The organism is Rugamonas aquatica (assembly GCF_009380215.1).
In the GTDB taxonomy this organism is placed as follows: domain Bacteria; phylum Pseudomonadota; class Gammaproteobacteria; order Burkholderiales; family Burkholderiaceae_D; genus Rugamonas; species Rugamonas aquatica_B.
The window spans coordinates 556,996-575,161 of sequence record NZ_WHUG01000002.1 but is presented as its reverse complement, the minus strand read 5'-3'; the positions used below and the strand labels follow the sequence as shown (position 1 = coordinate 575,161).

Below are 18,166 nucleotides of genomic sequence, written 5' to 3'. Positions count from 1 at the left end.
CACAGGCGCGGCCTTATCGTTGCTGCGCCTGTGCCTCCGCTTGGGCGATATTCGCCGAGATCGATTTCCCGATATCCGAATCCGCCGGCACCAGCGCCAGTATTTTCTTCCATGGTTTGACGGCGCTTGCATAATCGCCGCGTTCCAGCGCCGCACTGCCCGACAGCGCCAGGGCCTGGACGTGATTCGGGTCGATTGCCAGCGCACGGGCGATCAGGGCTTCGGGTTCGCCGACCAGTGAGGTATTGAGCGTCATACCCAGTACGACCGCATAATCCACCAGCAGCTCCGGCGTGGCCGGTTCCAGCGTCAGCACATGGCGGTACGCATCGGCTGCCTGGTCGAAGCGGCGTAGCGTTTCGTAGGAACGCGCCAGCATGCGCCAGCCACCGGCGTCATTGGGCTCCCTGGCGAGACGCGCGGCCAGGCGGGCGACCATGGCTTCGACCTGTTCAGGACCGACGGCAGCACCGGCTGCACTAACGGCACCAGGCGATACAGCGGCCAGCGCGGGCTCCGATGGCAGCACCAGCGCTGCCGGGTTGCCCAGCACCGCATACAGCGATGCCGCCAGCAGCGGGACGAACAGTCCAACCAGTATCACCGGCCAGCGCTGGCGCGGCAGCTTCACGGGAGCGTCGCCGCCGACCTCGCGGCGCAACAACGGTGGCAGCACAAACAGCAGACTGCAGGCCAGCATGGCGCCCGCGATCAGGATAAACCTCGTCATTCCGAATCCTCCATTGCGAGCTCGCCTTCCGCGAGGCCGCGTTGCCGCAATTGATACAAGAGCGCCAGCAGGCCGGCCGCCAACAGCGCGAATGGTCCCAGCCAAAGCAGCCAGGTATTGGCCTTGAACGGCGGCCGGTACAACACGAAGTCGCCGTAGCGCTGCACCATGAAATCAATCACATCCTGCTCCGAACGGCCACGCGCCAACTGGGTACGCGCTTCCTTCTTCAGATCCAGCGCCAGCTGGGCATGCGAGTCGGCGATAGTCTGGTTCTGGCAGACCAGGCACCGCAGTTGCTCGGCCACGTGCTGAACGCGCAACTCCAGCGCTGCATCGGCCGCCACATCCGCCGCAGATGGCGCGGCCTGCGCCAGCAAAGACCATGCCGCAGCCAGGCACGCCAGACTACGTCGCAGCTCAAGCATGATTCAGCTCTCGTATGATCGGCAGCAGCTTTTCGCGTATCAGTTCGGAGGTCAACGGCCCGGTGAGCTTCAGGCGTATCTGCCCCTGCTTGTCGATGACGAAGGTCTCCGGCACGCCGTACACGCCGAACTCGATGCCGGTCTTGCCATCGCCGTCGAACGCGGACACCTGGTAAGGATTGCCGAACTCCCGCAGCCACTTCTGGCTATCGCCACGCGCATCGTTGTAGTTCAGCCCCACCACCGGCGCGGCCGCCAGCCGTGAAAACTCCAGCAGCACGGGATGCTCGGCGCGGCACGGCGCGCACCACGAGGCCCACACGTTCAGCACCCACACCTTGCCCACCATGTCCTTCGAATTGAAGGTACGCCCCGCATCCTCGACCTGCGGCAGCGAGAATTCCGGCGCGTGCTTGCCGATCAGCGGCGACGGAATCTCCTGCGGTTTGAGCCGCAAGCCTATGCCCAGGAAAACCAGCAGTACCGCAAAGCCGCCCAGCGGCACGATGTATCGTTTCATGTTCTCTCCAGATTAAATCGGAACTGCTGCGGCGGACGGGGAGACGCTTCCCTGCCGCGCCAACCGGTAGCGCTTGTCGGATGCGGCAAGCAGGCCGCCACTGGCGATAATCAGGCACCCCGCCCAGATCCAGCCGACGAATGGCTTGTTCTGCAAGCGCACCGCCCACGCGCCACCCTTGCCCGGCTCACCCAGCGACAGGTATATGTCCCGCGTGAAGCCGCGATCGATGGCCGCTTCGGTCATCGGCATCTGCTGCACGGTGTAATAGCGTTTTTCCGGCCGCAGCACCAGCACCCGGCCATCCGCTCCCTGTACTTCGAAGGTGGCCCGGGCGGCGATGTAGTTCGGGCCGTCGACTTTCTCCAGCGCGGTAAAGCTGTAGCGCCAGCCGTTGCTGACGATGCTGTCGCCGACGCGCAGGCTCGCATCCTCGGACACCTCGCCGCCCTTGACCAACGTGACGCCGACCACGAACACCGCCACGCCTGCATGGCCCGCCAACATGCCCCAGTAGCTCAACGGCTGCTTGCCGAGATGGCGGCGAAGCGACACGCCCTCCCCCGCCGTTGCCACGCGCTGGAACAGATGCAGCACCGTGCCGAGTACGATCCACACCGCCAGCATCAAGCCGCCCGCGACGGCCGGCGTCAGCTTCCAGCCCAGCCAGGCCGCCAGGCCAAACAGCAACGAGGCCTGGCCGATGCGCGACACGCGCGCCAGCACCGGCCGCAGCTCCGCCGCTTTCCATTCGACGAAGGGAGCGGCAGCCATCAACGCCAGCACCGGCAGCATCAGCGGCACAAACACCGCCTCGAAGTACGGCGCGCCCACCGATATCTTGCCGAGGTCCAGCGCATCCAGCAGCAAGGGATACAGAGTCCCCAGCAGGACCGTGGCGGCCGCCGTCAGCAGCAGCACGTTATTCAACAACAGCAGCGACTCCCGCGAGAACAGCGCGAACCGGCCGCCCAACCCTACCGACGGGGCGCGCCACGCATACAGCGCCAGTGAGCCGCCGATGACTATCGCCAGGAACACCAGGATGAACAGACCCCTGCGAGGGTCGGTGGCGAAGGCATGCACCGATGTCAGCACGCCAGAGCGCACCAGGAAGGTTCCCAACAGCGACAGCGAGAACGCGACGATCGCCAGCAGCACCGTCCAGTTCTTGAAGCTGCCGCGCTTCTCCGTGACCGCCAGCGAATGTATCAGCGCCGTGCCGACCAGCCAGGGCATGAAAGAGGCGTTTTCCACCGCGTCCCAGAACCACCAGCCGCCCCAGCCCAGTTCATAGTAGGCCCAGAAGCTGCCCATGAAGATGCCCAGCGTGAGGAAGGCCCACGCCACCAGCGTCCACGGCCGCGACCAGCGCGCCCATGCCGCATCCAGCTGGCCGCCCAGCAGCGCCGCGATGGCGAACGCGAAGGCCACCGAAAAGCCGACGTAGCCCATGTACAGCAAGGGCGGATGGATAATCATGCCGAAATCCTGTAGCAGCGGATTGAGATCGCGGCCATCGCGCGCGGCCGGCAGCAGGCGGTCGAATGGATTGGACGTGAACAGCATGAACAGCAGGAAGCCGACGCTGATCCACGCCATCACGCCCAGCACGCGCGCCGTCATCGCCGGTGGCAGGCGGCAGCTGAACACCGCCACCGCCGCCGTCCACCCGGCCAGTATCTGCACCCACAGCAGCAGCGAGCCTTCGTGGCCGCCCCATACCGCTGCCACGCGATAGTAAATCGGCAGCATGGAGTTGGAGTTGGTCGCCACGTACGCCACCGAGAAGTCGTTGTCCACAAACGCCGCCAGCAGGCAGCCGAAGGCGGCGCTGACGAAGACAAACTGCCCGGCCGCAGCGGGCCGCGCCAGCGCGATCCAGCGCTGGTTGCCGCGCCACGCGCCGAGCAGCGGCAGGCTGGCCTGCACCAGCGCCAGGGCCAATGCGAGCATCAATGCGAAGTTACCCAGTTCGGCGATCATTTGTCCACCTTGGCGGATTGACGGCCTTTCTTCAGCGCGTATGCTGCATCCGGCGGCATGTAGTTTTCATCGTGCTTGGCCAGCACCTCCTCGGCCACGAAACGGTGGTCGTTGCCCAGCTTTCCCTGTGCGACCACGCCCTTGCCTTCCTTGAACAGGTCCGGCAGGATGCCGCGATAATGCACCGGCAGGCGCTGCACCGTGTCCGTGACGATGAAGCTGACGGTGATGCCGTCGGCTTCGCGTTTCAGGCTGTTCGGCTCGACCATGCCGCCCATGCGGAAGCTCTTGTTGCGCGGCGCTTCGCCCGCCAGCACCTGGCTGGGCGTGAAGAAGAACACCAGGTTTTTCTGGAACGCGGACAGTATCAGCCAGGCCGCCACCAGCAGCGCGCTCAAGGCGGCGGCCAGCAAGGCCAGACGCTGTTGACGGCGCGTCATGCGCGCGTTCCCGATGCCGGCACCGAGCGTGCCGACGTCAAGGCGGCGCGGCGGCGCAGCGCCAATGTGGCCTGCTCCCCTGCCAGCACCAGCGCCACGACGGCGAATGAACCCCATACGTACTTCGCATATCCACCCATCGCGACCAAATCGCTCCAGCTATCCCAAATCATCGTTGCTCCGTGACGTAACGTTGTACCCATTCCGTGTGCCGCTCGCGCTCCAGTACGATGGCGCGCAGCCTTTGCAGCGTGGCGGCAATGGCGTAGGCCCACAGCGCCAGCGTCATAATCAGCATCCCTTGCAGCATCAGCGTCGCCATCGTCGGCGCGCTGCGCAGCGATATCGATGAACCCTGATGCAGCGTGTTCCACCACTGGACGGAGAAGTAAATCACCGGCACGTTGACCACGCCCACCAGGGCCAGTACCGCGCCGGCGCGGTCGGCGCGGCGCGGGTCCGATATCGCCGCCTGCAGCGCCATGAAGCCGATGTAGAGGAATAGCAGTATCAGCTCCGACGTCAACCGCGCATCCCACACCCACCACGCGCCCCACGTCGGTTTGCCCCACAGCGCGCCGGTCCACAGCGCCAGGAACGTGAATAGCGCGCCGGTGGGCGCCAGCGCGCTGGCCATCATCGACGACAGCCGCGTGTTCAGCACCAGGCCGACGGCGGCCCAGAATGCCATCGCCACGTAGATCAGCATCGACAGCCAGGCCGCAGGCACGTGGACGAAGATGATGCGGTAGGCGTCGCCCTGCTGGAAATCGGTCGGCGCGGCGAACAGGCCGATATACAGGCCAATCGCCGACAGCAGCAGCGCGGCGGCCAGCAGCCAGGGTATGGCACGGCCGGCCAGCGGGAAGAAGGCCTGCGGCGCGGCGTAGCGCAGCCAGCGGCCGGTGCGCGGCGCTCCCGCGTCGGCGGTGTAGGTGGTTCGGATACTCAGCACGATGATGTTCCTTCTTCAGTCATTCCAATGAAATACGCAATGCGGATGCGGTGGCCCATGGCGCCAGCGCGGCGGCGCCGGCCAGCAGGCCGGCCAGCAGCAGCAGGTTGGCTTCGGCCGTGCTGCTGCCCGCATCAGCGACCGCGGCGCCGGCGCCGAAGATCAGCACCGGCGCGTACAGCGGCAGCACCAGCAAGGCCACCAGCACGCCGCCGCCCCGCACATCCAGCGTGAGCGCGGCGCCGATGGCGCCCACCAGGCTCAGTGCCGGCGTGCCGACCAGCAGGCTCAGTGCCAGCGACGTTGTCGCCTGCCCGTCCAGGCCAAACTGCAAGGCCAGCAAGGGCGTCAACAGCACCAGCGGCAGGCCGCTGATGAGCCAATGCGCAGCCACCTTGCCGGCCACGATCAGCACCAGCGGTTCGGACGACAGCAGCATCTGCTCCAGCGTGCCGTCGGCGTGATCGAGGCCGAACAGGCGGTTCAACGCCAGCGTGCTGGCCAGCAGCGCGGCGACCCACAGCACGCCGGGGCCCAGTGTGCGCAGCAGTTCCGGCTCCGGCCCCACGCCCAGCGGGAACAGGGTGCAGACGATGACGAAAAACGTCAGCGTGCTCAGAATGTCGGTGCGGCGGCGGAAGGCCAGCAACAGGTCGCGCCGTATCACATGCGCCAGCGCGGTCAGCATGGCAGTAGCCGGTCCAGGTCGAACTGCTCCAGACGCCGCGCCTGCAAGGCCTGCGCCTGGTGCGTGGTGTAGATCAGCATTCCGCCCGACGCCAGGTGCCGGTTCAACGTGCGGCACAGGGACTGCACCGCCGTCTGGTCCAGCGCGACGAATGGTTCATCCAGCAGCAGCAACGGCGGCAGCGGATCGATCGCCAGCCGCGCCAGAGCGACCCGGCGCCGCTGCCCTTGCGACAGCGCGCGCGCAGGCAGGTCGGCGGCGCTGCCCAGTCCCACGCTGACCAACGCCACCACGGCCTGCTCACGGCTGCATGCGGTACCGGACAAGGTGCTGGCGGTGGCGACGTTCTCCCAGGCTGACAGGTCGTCCTTGACGGCGCTGGCGTGGCCGCAGTAAATCAGCTGGCGGTGGTAGTCCTCGCGCAGTTGCTGGATAGGACGGCCGTTCCAGCGCACCTCCCCCGCCAGCGGCCGTCCCAGGCCGCACAGCAATCGCAGCAGGCTGGTTTTGCCGCTGCCGTTGCCGCCCTTGAGCCACAAGGCTTCGCCGCTTTGCAGTTCGAAATTGAGATCGCTGAACAGCTGCCGCTCGCCGCGCGCGCAGGCCAGCCGGTGCGCCTGTAGACGCATGGTTGCGGCCCCCATCAATGCTGCAGCAGTTCGCCGTGGCCGGCGGCGCCGCCCACCGCACCCAACTCGCCCACCGCTTCGAAGCCGATCAGGCCAAAGCGCTTCAGGTGCGTGCGCAGGATGTTGCGGCTGATACCCAGCACCCGCGCCGTCTGCACCTGGTTGCGGTGGCAGGAGTCGAAGGCGGTGCGCACCACGGCTTCCTCGAAGCGGTCGAACAGGTCCGGCTGGTCGCTGTCTATCATGCTGTTGACCAGCGCCGACAGCTGCTGCTGCAAGCTGTCCGCACTCGGAGGCGGCAGCGCGGGCGGCGCCTGACGCGCAAGGTGTGTGTGATGGCGGTGCGAGATGCCGGTCAGCTTCAGGTCTTCGGCCTGGATCTGGTTGTCGCGGCAGACGATCAGCGCGAAGTGGATGACGTTTTCCAGCTCGCGGATATTCCCCGGCCATTCGTAGGACAGCAGCGCCACCTTGGCGTCCGACGACAGCGTGACATCCTCCAGTTTCAGCTTGCCGCTGTAGACGTCGATGAAGTGGCGGGCCAGCGGCAGGATGTCGCCGGTGCGTTCGCACAGCGGCGGCAGGTGCACGGTCGCCACGCCGAGGCGGTAGTACAGGTCGGAGCGGAAGCGGTCGGCCGCAATCGCCTTGTGCAGGTCGACGTTGGTGGCGGCCACCAGCCGCACGTTCAGCGGTATCGGCTGGCGCGCGCCCAGGCGCACCACCTGCCGCTCCTGCAGTACGCGCAGCAGCTTCACTTGCAGCGCCAGCGACAGGTCGCCGATCTCGTCGAGGAACAGGGTGCCGCCGTTGGCCGCTTCAAACCAGCCGGAACGCGCCTGCGTGGCGCCGGTGAAGGCGCCCGCTTCGTGGCCGAACAGCTCCGCATCAATCAGCGTTTCGCTGAAGGCGCCGCAGTTGACCGCGACGAAGGGACCGCGCCGCCCGCTCTGGTTGTGGATGTGGCGCGCGATCAGCTCCTTGCCGGTGCCGGTCTCGCCGACGATCAGGGTGGTGGCGTCGCTGCGGGCGATACGCTCCACCTGCTGCAGCAGTTCCGACGAGCGCGGATCATGGAATAGCAAGGCCTTGGCGCGGATCGACAAGGTCATCCCGGACTGGTCGGGGAAGGTAAGTAGTTTGTCCACGGCGGTTCCCGTTATTGTTGAGTAGTCATGTCAGAGTAGGGAAAATTTGTTGCGCCGCACACGAATCATTACGTACATCTAAATTCACATTCTGGATAAAGAGGCATCACCACTGCTGTGCATTGGTGCGGTTTGCGGCGGGAACGTAAAATGATTTTTCGGACAGTGTTGTATTTCATTTGCTGCACTGCGGGGTGCTGCAAAACCAACACGGGATCAACAGTTGTGCAACACTGTCACAAAATGGAATGCCGCCACGTCTAAGCTGGACGACGACTACTTTTACCCGCCATGACAGACACCATCGCCTTCGACGCCCTGCGTCCACGACTGTTCTCCATCGCCTACCGCATGCTCGGCACGCGCGCCGACGCCGAGGACGTGGTGCAGGATGCCTGGCTGCGCTGGCACGGCAGCGCGCAGGAGGCCGTGCAATCGGCCGAGGCCTGGCTGGTGACGATCACCACCCGCCTCGCCATCGACCGCCTGCGCGGGCGCATGGCGGAGCGCGAGTCCTATGTCGGCTGGTGGCTGCCGGAACCCATCGTGGAGCTGGACGAGCGCACGCCCGAGAGCAGCGCGGAGATGGCGAGCGAGGTGTCGGTGGCCTTCCTGTGGGTGCTGGAGCGCCTGTCGCCGGAGGAGCGCGCGGCCTTCCTGATGCGGCAGGTGTTCGATCACGACTACGCCGATATCGCCGATGTACTGGGCAAGAGCGAGGCGGCGTGCCGGCAGATGGTGCACCGCGCGCAGGAGCGCGTGCAGCAGCAGAAGCCGCGCTTCGACGTGCCGAAGGACCGGCACCGCGACCTGCTGGGCAAATTCATCGAGGCGGCCAAGGTCGGCGACCGCGCGGCCATGAAGGCGATGATGGCGGGCGACGTGCAGCTCGTGGCCGACGGCGGCGGCAAGGTCAACTCCTTCCTGCACATCCTGCATGGCGCGGGGCGCGTGGCCGGCGTGTACTGGTCGCTGGAGCACCAGAATCCGAACAAGGTCGCCTACCGGGCGGCGCGCGTCAACGGCGCTCCGGGGCTGGTGCGCTACGTGGGCGGCAAGCTGGAGTCGGCGCAGTCCTTCCTGGTGGAGGATGGCCGCATCGTGTCGATATTCATCGTGCGCAATCCGGACAAGCTGACCGGCGTGCCGCAATTTATTTGAGATTTTTTCTGAAAAGCTGTCACAGCATGGAAAGCCGGGGCGTCTAACAGGTATGGAGGGCGCAATGGTGTGCCCTCAAACGACCGAAAGGCACCATCATGAACCACTCCGCACGCATCCCCTTCTTCCAGCTCGCACATGCCAACCTGCAGGCGATGATCGCGCTGTCCGGCACCGTCAAGAAAAGCTCGCTGGGCCCGCGCCTGGTGGAGCTGATCAATCTGCGCGTATCGCAGATCAACGGCTGCGGAGTGTGCATCGATATGCACTGGCGCGATCTGATCAAGCAGGAAGCCAATCCGCGCCACCTGAACGCCATCGCCGGCTGGCGCGAGGCGCCCTTCTTCAGCGACCGCGAACGCGCTGCGCTGAACTGGGCCGAGGTGGTCAACGCGCTGCCGCACCAGCATCCGAGCGATGACGATTTCGCGCTGCTGCAGCAGCACTTCACAGACAACGAGATCGCCGAAATCAGCTACACCATCGCCGTCATCAAAGGTTGGAACACCATCAACGCCAGCCTGCGCAACCAGATCCCTGAAGTGCCGGCGCCCGGCATGTAAGGTCAGGCCTTGAGGACTTGCGCGACCACGGCGCACACGTGGTCGACATCCTGCGCCGTCATCGACGCGTGCAGCGGCAGCGTGACGGTTTCGCGCGCGATGCGTTCGGCGTTGGGGAACTGGCCGTCGGTGTAGCCGTAGCTGCGGCCGACGGTGGTCAGGTGGCAGGCCTCGTACGACATGCCGGTGCCGACGCCCTGCTCCTGCAGGGCGGCGCGGAAGCTCTTACGGGTGTGGCCGAACTGTTCGTAGGGGATCAGTACGTTGAACATATTCCAGCTCTGGCGCGGCACGCCTTGCGGCGGCAGCACTACGCCTGGCACTGGCGGGAATTTTTCGAAATAGCGTTCCACCAGTGCGGCGCGCTGCGCCAGGAAGCGCGGCAGCTGCTTCAACTGGTGGACGCCGATCACCGCCGAGACATCAGACATATTGAATTTGCCGGCGGCGACGGCGACATCGCGCGTGTCGTCGGGCAGGCGCTGGATGCCGTGGAAGCGCAGCAGGTCCACCAGCTTGGCCTCGTCCTCGCTGGCGACGACGATGGCGCCGCCTTCGATGGTGGTCATGTTTTTATTCGGGTGGAAGCTGAAGGTGGCGATGTCGCCGAAGCCGCCGATCGGCTGATCCTTCCAGTAGGAGCCCTGTACCAGCGCGGCGTCTTCGATCACGCGCAGCTGATGGCGCCTGGCCAGCGCGTACAGTACGTCGATGTCGCCGAGCGCGCCGGGGAAGTGGGTCGGCATGATGGCCTTGGTGCGCGGCGTGATGGCCGCCGCCACCTGCGCCAGGTCGATGGCGCGGGTGTGCAGCTCGCAGTCGACGAACACCGGCGTGGCGCCGACCTTGACGATCATGTTCATCGCGGAGAAGAAGCTTTGCGCGGAGGTGATCACTTCGTCGCCGGGGCCGATGCCGCATACTTGCAGCGCGATTTCCATCGCCCCCGTGGCCGACGTCAGCACGCGCGTTGGGCGGCCGCTGAAGCTTTCCGACAAGGCGCGTTCCAGTTCAGCCACGTTGGGGCCGGTGGCGATCCAGTTGGAACGCAGCACGGCGGCGACGGCCTGGATGGTGTCTTCATCGAGTTGGGGCTGGGCGAATTTGAGCATGGGGCGGGGCTTGGGCTGTGGAGGAATTGGGGGACAATTCTAACAGCGGCTTGCCACTTCCGCCCTGTGGACGGAAGCATCCGCGCCTTTCGCCTAACCGGTCAGCAGAGATTTACAAAGCCGTTTCCAACTCGGCGAGCTTTTTCTCAAGCATAGTCCGCTCCCTCGGGTTGCTGATTTTCGGCAGCACCTGACGTAGGGCCAGTGCATTTGCCTTAGTCATGGCCTTGTCTGCGGCGACGGCAACATCGGGTTTAACTCCGCTTCCTTCCCAATCGCCTTTTGTGATCAGGTTGATTGAGCGTCCTACCGGTATCATGGCGACCAGGTTCGGATCGATACGGAATGGCTGGACCGGATGCGCACCACCTCCGGTCGTTTCACCAACGACAGTGATGCGCTTGATAGCCTGGAGGTTGTACGTGAAATCTTCGGCTGCGGAAAAAGTTTCGCCGCTGGTCAACACATAGACCGGCTTGTCCGCGCCAAAGCGCGCGCCTGGAACGGCGGGATCACTCCAGAACGAATTGGTTTCGTTCTCGGCGCGGAAGTAGATGTCCGACAGATGAACCTTGTGATCGCCAAGCAGGTAACTTGCCACATGGGCCACCATGCGCGGGTCGCCGCCGCGGTTTTCGCGCAGGTCTATGATCATCGCGTTGCCATTGGCTGCCAGATTCATTGCGGCTGTAGCGGCTGCCTTGCCGATATCCGCTTCAAAGAACCCGTTGAGCTTGAGGTACATAATATTGCCAGGTAGGCGCTCCACCTTTTCAAAAGCGAAATTCAAGTATTGCCCCATGTCGGTTATACGCTGCCGCATTTCGGCAGGCATGCCTTGGTTAAGTGAGGGCCGAGGCCGATCAGGTGGCGCGTTGAGGGCATAGCGGATGCTCAAGTGTTTGTCCGGGTGGGCAGCCTGGATATGGGTCGTCAGCAAGCCGGCGAATTCAGCACCCGTCGCAGCCTTTTCGTAGTCGCCCTTGAGCAAATGATCGCGGACGGCGGCGGCCATCTTGCTGCCTTCGTCAGCGAAAACATATTTGTCGGACAGGCGTTGGGCTAACAGGTCTACGGCAGCGGCCTTGTCTGCTGCGCTCAACGACCGGGACTGTTGCTCGGTTGCGGCAGGCCGCTGTTCTTGTGCGCCTGCGATGGGGAGAGCGATGACGCAGAGGATCATGACTGCTGCGGAAAGGAGGTGTCGCATAATAGGATTTGGCTCCATAAAAAATGAATCAATCAAAAGGCGAAAACGCGGTATTGCTCTTGCTCAGCTACATCTGGCGGAACTGCCTGGTAAAGGCTTCACTCACAGTCAGGCGCTCGGACCGGCCTTTCAGTATCACCTCCAGGCCGGCGCCGCCGCGCCCTCCGTGCTCGCTGCGTTCGATCCGGTCGACAGCCTGGAGGTTGATGATGGCGCTGCGATGGATTTGCGCGAACAGCTGCGGGTCCAGCTGCCCGAGCAGGGACTTGATCGGCAGCCGTATCAGCGCATCGCCTTGCTCCGTCACCACCCGTGTGTACTTCTCGTCCGACTGGAAGTACAGCACTTCGCTCACCATCACCAGCCTCACCGTATTGCCGCTCGAAGCCTTGATCCACTTGAGGTAGACCGGCGCGCTCTCCTGCTCGAACAGCTTTTCCCACACGGCCGGCGGCGGGCTGGCGGCCGCGCGCGACTTCAGGCGGCGGATCGTCTGCAGCAGGCGCGCGGTCGTCACAGGCTTGACCAGGTAGTCGGCCGCGCCGGCATCGAAAGCGGCCAGGGCGTAGTCCGCGTAGGCCGTGACGAACACCACCTGGCAGGACTCGGGAATATGGCGTGCCACCTCCATGCCGTTCAGGCCGGGCATCTGGATGTCCAGGAACACGATGTCCGGTTTCAGTGCATCGATGCACGCCACCGCGTCGATGCCGTTTTCGGCTTGGCCCGCGATATGCAGCTCGGGCCACAGGACGCGCAGCTGGTCCGTCAGCTCCGCCCGCAGCAGAGGCTCGTCTTCAACGATCAGGGCGTTCGGCATCAGGCTTGCTTTCCTGCCACAGGCACCGTCAGCACGGCGCGCACGCCTTGTCCGTCGCCGGGCTCCACGACCAGGCTGGCCTCGCGCCCGTACAGCAACAGCAGGCGTTCTACGATATTGGCCAGCCCCGTGCCCTGCCCGGCCTGTTCGGTCAAGCCGACGCCGTCGTCGACCACATACACGCTCAGCAGCTCGCCTTCTGCCTTGCGCTCACCTTTTGCGCTGATGGCGATCAGGCCCGGCCGGCTGGCCCGCTCCAAACCGTGTTTGACGGCGTTTTCCACCAGCGAGATCAGCATCGCCGGCGGGAACGGCAGGCGGCGCAATTGCTCGTCGACGTCGACTGAGAAACGTAAGCGCTCGCCCATGCGGATACGCATCACCGCCAGGTAGTCGCTGACCAGATCCATTTCTCGTCCCAGGGTCGACGACACCGAGCGCATATCCGGCAGCGCGTTCTGCAGGTAGCCGACCAGGTGGTCGAGCATGTCCTGCGCGGCCTGCTGGTTGGTGCGGATCAGGTACTTCAGATTGGCCAGGGTATTGAACAGGAAGTGCGGCTCGACCTGGGCCTGCAAGGCCGAGAGGCGCGCCTGCAGCGAGGTGCGTTCCAGCTCGCGTTCACGCCGGGCCGCATCCAGTGCGCTGGCATGCCGCGTGAGGTGCTGGCGCAGCTGGACGCTGACCATCTCGGCGGCCCTCAGCGACTCGCCGCGCTGGATCGCGAACCAGGCCAGGCCCGGGCGGCAGCGCAGCTCGACGTGGCAGCTGGGACCCAAATCGGACGATACCCTCACCTCGACGTGGCGCCCCAGCGCCAGCGGGCGCCAGCGGCCGAGCACGATCCGGCCCTTGAATGGGTCGTGGAAGAACGCCGGCGGGCCGGCGTAGCCGAGCGCCGTGCCGAGCGCGAGTCCCGACAAGGATTCGGTGCACAGGTCAAAGGTGGTGTAGGGATTGAACGGCGCATCGATGCGGCGCGTCACCGAGGACGCCATGCTCTCGGCACACAGCGGCTTGCCCTCCTCGACCAGCCGGGCAAGAAAGCTGCGGGCGATCCCGCTCGACATCAGCGCGAACCAGGCCATCACCGCCAGCACGACGCCGCCGATCATGTAGGGATTCAGCTTGCGGGCCCCGAGCTCACCCGGCGCAGCCGTGCCGAAGTTCAGCCACAGCGGCATCAGCGCGATCGCCAGCGACAGAAACAGCAGCGAACCGGCGTTGAAGCGCAGCGCCGATTGCAGCAGGTAGCGGCGCACCAGGCGGCGGTCGTGCCTGACTTCCGGTACGGGAGGAGCGTTGAACGGCAGAAATGCGGGAGAACTCATTGAATCCCTCAAGTTGAACTAGTCCCGCCATTCTAGCGGCTCGGCTGCGCGTGTTTTCGCCCATGCGACGAATGCCCGCAAATCGGGGAGGAATCCGGTGCCGGCCGGATGAATGCCGCCGGTCGAATCGCTGCCTGGAGGAAAGTCCGTACCGGACGCGGATTCGATTCCCGGCCAGCGCCAGCGATAGGATTCAAAACAAAGGCCCCCGTGCTTTCGCACGGGGGCCTTTGTTTTGAATCCAGTGGTGGAGACGGCGTCACTCAAACTCAACCACGAAATTCTCTTTAACTTCATGTACTTACATGATTATAGCAGGGTTCGATTTTTCATAGTTACCCCCAGTGTTACCCCCAGATTGATTGGTCTGCTCTGGACTCGTCTGGACTATCTATCGACAGTGCAATTACCTTGCCTCGCGTTGTTTACCGCCAACAGACTACCGACGAAGTTAAGAGAAAGAGAAGAAAGATTGCTAACGCGCAACCGGGTCTGTATACTTTTCCACAGACCAACAATCACAGCGGTCGAACCATAACGCAGTCCCGGCACAACCTCACTTTGGAAACCAAATGGAAGCACTGTTACCGTTCCTCGTCGTATTCTTCATCGCCTTCTACATGCTGCCCCTGATCGTAGCCATGAACAGGAAGCACACCAACACTACGGCCATCGCCGTCCTGAACGTGCTACTGGGCTGGACCTTGCTGGGCTGGGTTGGTGCTCTGGTGTGGGCGTTCTCGTCCCAGCCTGCGGCAGAGGAAGCAGCTACGGACGGTGCTGCACCTGAAAAAGCCGTTCCCAAAAATTTGGGGGCCGCTTCTGACGACCTGAAAGACTGCCCGTTCTGCGCTGAACCGATCCGGGTTGCTGCTATCAAGTGCAAGCACTGCGGGTCCAGCCTGACCACCGAAGCACAGCCAGCCTAACCCCGCCATACAGCTACGGGGCCATCCGGCCCTGTACGCTTCTCGCAGCACCTTCCCCAGCAAATCAAGTAGACGCCGTTAGAAATTACGGCGTTGGCAATTCATCCACTCCCGTTTGCTTCCCCGTCTTGGGAAGCAAAGGCGAGATGCCCTTCACCTCAAGGGCGTTGTCAGTTTTGCATTTCCCCCAAGTTCGGGGAATATTGCGCTTCCGAGACTTCGGACGCTCAAACCGGCCTCGACATCGCCTATCGACACTTGCCAGCAGTCAAGGATGGGCCTGCGGCTTGAATATAGCCCCGTGGCGACGACTTCTCCACCCACTGACTACCCTCGTATACCCTTGGCACGAAAATCGCTTACAGAGCCTCTAAATCGTTCTTGATGGGAAGGTGTTGGTTGGCAGGACTGCCGGGGATGGTGGAGTGTGGGTAGCGACCTACGCCGGGATAGCTCTTGAGTAGTATGACCACTGTAGCTACTCATGTTGTACAGCCTTGGTATATAACTAGGTTCTCTATACAACTACACACTACCACTCTATAAAATAACTAAGAGTTATACCTTATGTAGTACAACTTATTACATAAGTTATATAACATAAGTCACTCGCTGCGCTCGTTCCGGGGTGAAGTGTATCATGCCGACTGAGCTCTGTCAAACAAGCAACTTCATCTGCTTGAGCATCATAGCACACTGGAATCTGATCGTGCAAGACCTTGGACCGTGCCAATCGAAGTTTTCCGGCTTCGGTTGCTCAATCAGTAGGCAGTTGACGTGCAAGGTAGCGACTTTCGTAGGTTGGCATCAACGCTCGCTTGGTTTAACAATACCCCCTGTTTTCCCACATATAGCTGAAATCCCATTTTTTCACTGGAAAGTTGCTTCTTTTGCCACTGAAATGCAGCCGGAAGCCGCATTCTGTCGTCGCAGTTGCCAAATTTACACCCCTCCGAAACACCCTGAAAATGACCGTTTTTGACCGTTTTCAGAACCTCAAAATAACGCTTGACAGATGCTATAACTGGTGATCTATTTACTTGACAAAGTAGCCGACTTGTCGTATAATGTGTACATATGTTGATGAGTGTACAGACCTATCAACAGCCCTCCTTGCAGCACCCCATTCCCACGCCAATCCGATCAATCCTGAACCATAGGAGCTACAGCTATGCCCGCACTACAAGCACCGCCTACGTTCGGCGGAAAACTGAACAACGACCGCTACTACGAAGCGGTAATGAACACGATTAACGCGCTACGCCCAGCCTCATCGCTGCGCGCTATCGCCAACCACCTGACCGCAGCCGGTTTCCTGACCCCTACCGGGTTGCCGTGGAACCGCCTCCGGGTAGCAGCATTCATCCGCAACACAACCCTCTAACGTTAATAGGAAAGCAACCATGACCAACCAAACCGAACCAGTCGCACAAGCAGTCCAAGCACGCCCTTACCTGATCCAGATTCACGACTACGCCCCAGCCGCATTCGATCAATCTGCGGTTCATGTCCGTAACGGCTATCACTTCGATCCAACAATGGCCCCGCAGTTCTTCGACACGAACGGGCAAGTCGCTATCACGCTGGTGCTTGGCTCCCCATCCCCGGAAGCCGTTACCGCCGCTGCTGCCACCATCAGCATCACTACGCAATTGATGGAGGCAGCGCGTCAGCGCGAAATCGAAGCAGCAGCTAAGCAGATGGCTACCGCCATGCGACTTGACGATGACATGGCTGGCATCAAGGCTCAGATCGCGGAGCAAGAGAAGGTCATGCGCAAGCTGAAGGACGAGGAAACGAAGAAGCGCAAAGAGCAAGCCGCAAACACCTAAGCATCACGTCCCAGCCTTCGGGCATTCCTGGGCGTCCTGCCCACCGTACTACCAATCACACCCCTGCCGCAGTCGTTCCCGTCAATCCGGCTGGATCGTCACGTCTGCGCGCAGGCCAAGAACAAAGGAAAACACTAATGAACGTAACTCACCAACGGGCGAAAACAAGCGCCCTCTCCATGCACCCACGAGCGCAGCGCGCTGCCCGTGTTGCCAACGCGCCAGTAGTCACGCAACGAGCGGTACACATGAAAGCGAGTGCATGGGAGGCGTTGCAGCGCCTGTGCAACTCCTACGACACCAGCGTAAGCAAAGTGATTGAAAGCCTCGTGATTGAGGCCGACCACTTCCACGCATCACAAGAGGATTGAACATGAAGAACGAATACCGCAAGACAGCAGCACCAGCAGCGAAAGCCACAGCACCAGCCGCAATCCAAGCCCCGGACTTCGCCAAAATGCGAGCGATGGCGCAGGAAATCACAGCTAAGCTTGACAGTGTGAAACAAGGATTTGAAGCAATCGGCACCGAGCTTACCCAGATCGGCACCGGGTTTGCGGACATCCGCAAGAAGCTGGCGACACTGAAGGTTCAGACATCAGCACCGAAGGCCACCACGCCTTCACAGACCCGGTTTGATGCCTTCGTGAGCAAGCACTTCGCCCACTACACGAAAGGGGCGTCGAATGCTTGAGAAATACACCCCGTTCCACGAACCACACCAGCAGCGCCGCACTGTTCAAGGCGATACCGGCGCACTTGAGCGGGGCATCATCATGCTACCGCCTGCCACATGGCGCGCTCTGAACCGGCTTAGTAAGGCCCAGCAGCGCACCGGCAGCGACATCATCGGCTCACTCATCAACTTAGCCGACAAGGCGCAAGGAGGTGGACGGTAATGACAGCAACGATCAAACGAGTGCGCAAGGTAAAGCGCGCCTCAAAGTGCATGCTGTGCGATGCCACCACCGGCCTGCACCGGCACCACGTCAAACCCCGCTCACTGGGCGGGACCGATGACCCGGACAACCTGATTACACTGTGTGAGCGCCACCATGACGTAGCTCACAGCTTAGACGACGAGTTCAGCCGTTCCAACCTGACCAAGATAGGGCTTGAGAAGGCGAAGGAGCGGGGCGTCGTGATCGGCAACCGCGTCAACCTGAAAGAAGCCGGTATCAAGGGTGGAGAGACAACCAAAGCCAAGTCTGATGCCTTCGCGCAGCGCTTCCGCCCTATCATCGTGCGATTGCAGCAGACAGGCATGACCCAGCAGGAGATTGCAGACCAGTTCAACGTGATGGGTGTGCCAACACTGCTGAACGGGCTGTGGCGTCAAACGACGGTCAGCGGCGTACTGAACCGACCAACGTATCATTGATGCGCAAACACTAGATATAGTGCCTCAGAGCTTATTTTGTCGCCTCAGAACACTATATGGCCGTAAGTAGCTAGGTAAGTAGGTAAGTAAGATCACAGAAAATTGAATTCGTCAATACTTTCATAAAAAAATGTTTGACGGTATACAATCTTGCCAGTTAGAATGACTTCATCAGTGCAGCAACACCGCTTATTGACGCTTGCCAGTTCTGTTGCTCCCCGCTTCATCCTGCCTGCTTCTGCCAACTTCCCGGCATCGCTGTACCTATCCCACGTCCCGTACACAACTGAAACTTGCACAGCC

The 18,166-nt window shown here is 62.4% G+C and carries 23 protein-coding genes; 9 read left to right on the top strand and 14 right to left on the bottom strand.

Annotated elements, in window-relative coordinates; genetic code table 11:
- Positions 1-13: 13 nt before the first annotated feature.
- Genes GEV02_RS06875 through GEV02_RS06830 form a run of 10 tightly spaced genes read right to left on the bottom strand, consistent with a single transcriptional unit; the run spans position 14 to position 7,524 of the window.
- A complete protein-coding gene (locus GEV02_RS06875; RefSeq protein WP_152837322.1) occupies positions 14-730 on the bottom strand; it encodes a tetratricopeptide repeat protein in 717 nt (238 codons plus the stop codon).
- On the bottom strand, positions 727-1,158 hold the full coding sequence (locus GEV02_RS06870; RefSeq protein WP_152837321.1) for a cytochrome c-type biogenesis protein: 432 nt from the start codon (positions 1,156-1,158) through the stop codon (positions 727-729). The genes GEV02_RS06875 and GEV02_RS06870 overlap by 4 nt, the downstream gene beginning before the upstream one ends.
- Complete coding sequence (locus tag GEV02_RS06865; protein ID WP_152837320.1) at positions 1,151-1,678, bottom strand: DsbE family thiol:disulfide interchange protein; 528 nt, start codon at positions 1,676-1,678, stop codon at positions 1,151-1,153. The genes GEV02_RS06870 and GEV02_RS06865 overlap by 8 nt, the downstream gene beginning before the upstream one ends.
- A gap of 12 nt (positions 1,679-1,690) precedes the next feature.
- The gene (locus tag GEV02_RS06860) at positions 1,691-3,664 is read right to left on the bottom strand and encodes a heme lyase CcmF/NrfE family subunit (RefSeq protein WP_152837319.1); all 1,974 of its coding nucleotides are present in this window, start codon (positions 3,662-3,664) and stop codon (positions 1,691-1,693) included.
- Positions 3,661-4,104: a cytochrome c maturation protein CcmE gene (gene ccmE / locus GEV02_RS06855; protein ID WP_152837318.1), complete on the bottom strand. Its 444-nt coding sequence runs from the start codon at positions 4,102-4,104 to the stop codon at positions 3,661-3,663. Before ccmE ends, GEV02_RS06860 begins: the two co-directional genes overlap by 4 nt.
- Entirely contained in the window at positions 4,101-4,277 is a 177-nt protein-coding gene (ccmD, locus tag GEV02_RS06850) for a heme exporter protein CcmD (RefSeq protein WP_152837317.1), read from the bottom strand. Before ccmD ends, ccmE begins: the two co-directional genes overlap by 4 nt.
- Positions 4,274-5,059: a heme ABC transporter permease CcmC gene (gene ccmC, locus GEV02_RS06845; RefSeq protein WP_328595744.1), complete on the bottom strand. Its 786-nt coding sequence runs from the start codon at positions 5,057-5,059 to the stop codon at positions 4,274-4,276. Before ccmC ends, ccmD begins: the two co-directional genes overlap by 4 nt.
- Before the next feature lie 19 nt (positions 5,060-5,078).
- The gene (ccmB, locus tag GEV02_RS06840) at positions 5,079-5,747 is read right to left on the bottom strand and encodes a heme exporter protein CcmB (RefSeq protein ID WP_152837316.1); all 669 of its coding nucleotides are present in this window, start codon (positions 5,745-5,747) and stop codon (positions 5,079-5,081) included.
- Positions 5,741-6,391, bottom strand: a complete 651-nt coding sequence (gene ccmA, locus GEV02_RS06835) for a cytochrome c biogenesis heme-transporting ATPase CcmA (RefSeq protein ID WP_152837315.1) — start codon at positions 6,389-6,391, stop codon at positions 5,741-5,743. The genes ccmB and ccmA overlap by 7 nt, the downstream gene beginning before the upstream one ends.
- Entirely contained in the window at positions 6,391-7,524 is a 1,134-nt protein-coding gene (locus tag GEV02_RS06830; protein ID WP_328595743.1) for a sigma-54 interaction domain-containing protein, read from the bottom strand. The genes ccmA and GEV02_RS06830 overlap by 1 nt, the downstream gene beginning before the upstream one ends.
- A 291-nt stretch (positions 7,525-7,815) precedes the next feature.
- Here GEV02_RS06830 and GEV02_RS06825 point away from each other — a divergent pair, with 291 nt between their 5' ends.
- Together GEV02_RS06825 and GEV02_RS06820 are read left to right on the top strand one after the other, a co-directional pair.
- On the top strand, positions 7,816-8,685 hold the full coding sequence (locus tag GEV02_RS06825) for an RNA polymerase sigma-70 factor (protein WP_152837314.1): 870 nt from the start codon (positions 7,816-7,818) through the stop codon (positions 8,683-8,685).
- A gap of 98 nt (positions 8,686-8,783) precedes the next feature.
- The gene (locus GEV02_RS06820) at positions 8,784-9,248 is read left to right on the top strand and encodes a carboxymuconolactone decarboxylase family protein (protein ID WP_152837313.1); all 465 of its coding nucleotides are present in this window, start codon (positions 8,784-8,786) and stop codon (positions 9,246-9,248) included.
- 2 nt (positions 9,249-9,250) lie between these two features.
- Here GEV02_RS06820 and GEV02_RS06815 read toward each other — a convergent pair whose 3' ends face one another.
- From GEV02_RS06815 to GEV02_RS06800, 4 genes are all read right to left on the bottom strand, one after another.
- Positions 9,251-10,360, bottom strand: a complete 1,110-nt coding sequence (locus GEV02_RS06815) for a DegT/DnrJ/EryC1/StrS family aminotransferase (RefSeq protein WP_152837312.1) — start codon at positions 10,358-10,360, stop codon at positions 9,251-9,253.
- A 112-nt stretch (positions 10,361-10,472) separates the two neighbouring features.
- Positions 10,473-11,543, bottom strand: coding sequence for a S41 family peptidase (locus tag GEV02_RS06810; protein ID WP_174999002.1), 1,071 nt, complete (start codon positions 11,541-11,543; stop codon positions 10,473-10,475).
- A gap of 94 nt (positions 11,544-11,637) precedes the next feature.
- Positions 11,638-12,390: a LytR/AlgR family response regulator transcription factor gene (locus GEV02_RS06805; protein WP_152837310.1), complete on the bottom strand. Its 753-nt coding sequence runs from the start codon at positions 12,388-12,390 to the stop codon at positions 11,638-11,640.
- Positions 12,390-13,721, bottom strand: a complete 1,332-nt coding sequence (locus GEV02_RS06800) for a sensor histidine kinase (RefSeq protein WP_152837309.1) — start codon at positions 13,719-13,721, stop codon at positions 12,390-12,392. The genes GEV02_RS06805 and GEV02_RS06800 overlap by 1 nt, the downstream gene beginning before the upstream one ends.
- A 572-nt stretch (positions 13,722-14,293) precedes the next feature.
- Here GEV02_RS06800 and GEV02_RS33095 point away from each other — a divergent pair.
- From GEV02_RS33095 to GEV02_RS06765, 7 genes are all read left to right on the top strand, one after another.
- Positions 14,294-14,650, top strand: a complete 357-nt coding sequence (locus GEV02_RS33095; protein ID WP_152837308.1) for a superinfection immunity protein — start codon at positions 14,294-14,296, stop codon at positions 14,648-14,650.
- Between the two features lie 1,171 nt (positions 14,651-15,821).
- The gene (locus GEV02_RS06790; protein WP_152837307.1) at positions 15,822-16,034 is read left to right on the top strand and encodes a hypothetical protein; all 213 of its coding nucleotides are present in this window, start codon (positions 15,822-15,824) and stop codon (positions 16,032-16,034) included.
- 19 nt (positions 16,035-16,053) lie between these two features.
- Positions 16,054-16,482: a hypothetical protein gene (locus tag GEV02_RS06785; protein WP_152837306.1), complete on the top strand. Its 429-nt coding sequence runs from the start codon at positions 16,054-16,056 to the stop codon at positions 16,480-16,482.
- A gap of 137 nt (positions 16,483-16,619) precedes the next feature.
- Positions 16,620-16,853: a hypothetical protein gene (locus GEV02_RS06780; protein WP_152837305.1), complete on the top strand. Its 234-nt coding sequence runs from the start codon at positions 16,620-16,622 to the stop codon at positions 16,851-16,853.
- Positions 16,854-16,855: 2 nt separating this feature from the next.
- Entirely contained in the window at positions 16,856-17,176 is a 321-nt protein-coding gene (locus tag GEV02_RS06775; RefSeq protein ID WP_152837304.1) for a hypothetical protein, read from the top strand.
- The gene (locus GEV02_RS06770) at positions 17,169-17,381 is read left to right on the top strand and encodes a hypothetical protein (RefSeq protein WP_152837303.1); all 213 of its coding nucleotides are present in this window, start codon (positions 17,169-17,171) and stop codon (positions 17,379-17,381) included. Before GEV02_RS06775 ends, GEV02_RS06770 begins: the two co-directional genes overlap by 8 nt.
- Positions 17,381-17,863, top strand: a complete 483-nt coding sequence (locus GEV02_RS06765) for an HNH endonuclease (RefSeq protein WP_152837302.1) — start codon at positions 17,381-17,383, stop codon at positions 17,861-17,863. The genes GEV02_RS06770 and GEV02_RS06765 overlap by 1 nt, the downstream gene beginning before the upstream one ends.
- The last annotated feature ends 303 nt before the right edge of the window (positions 17,864-18,166 follow it).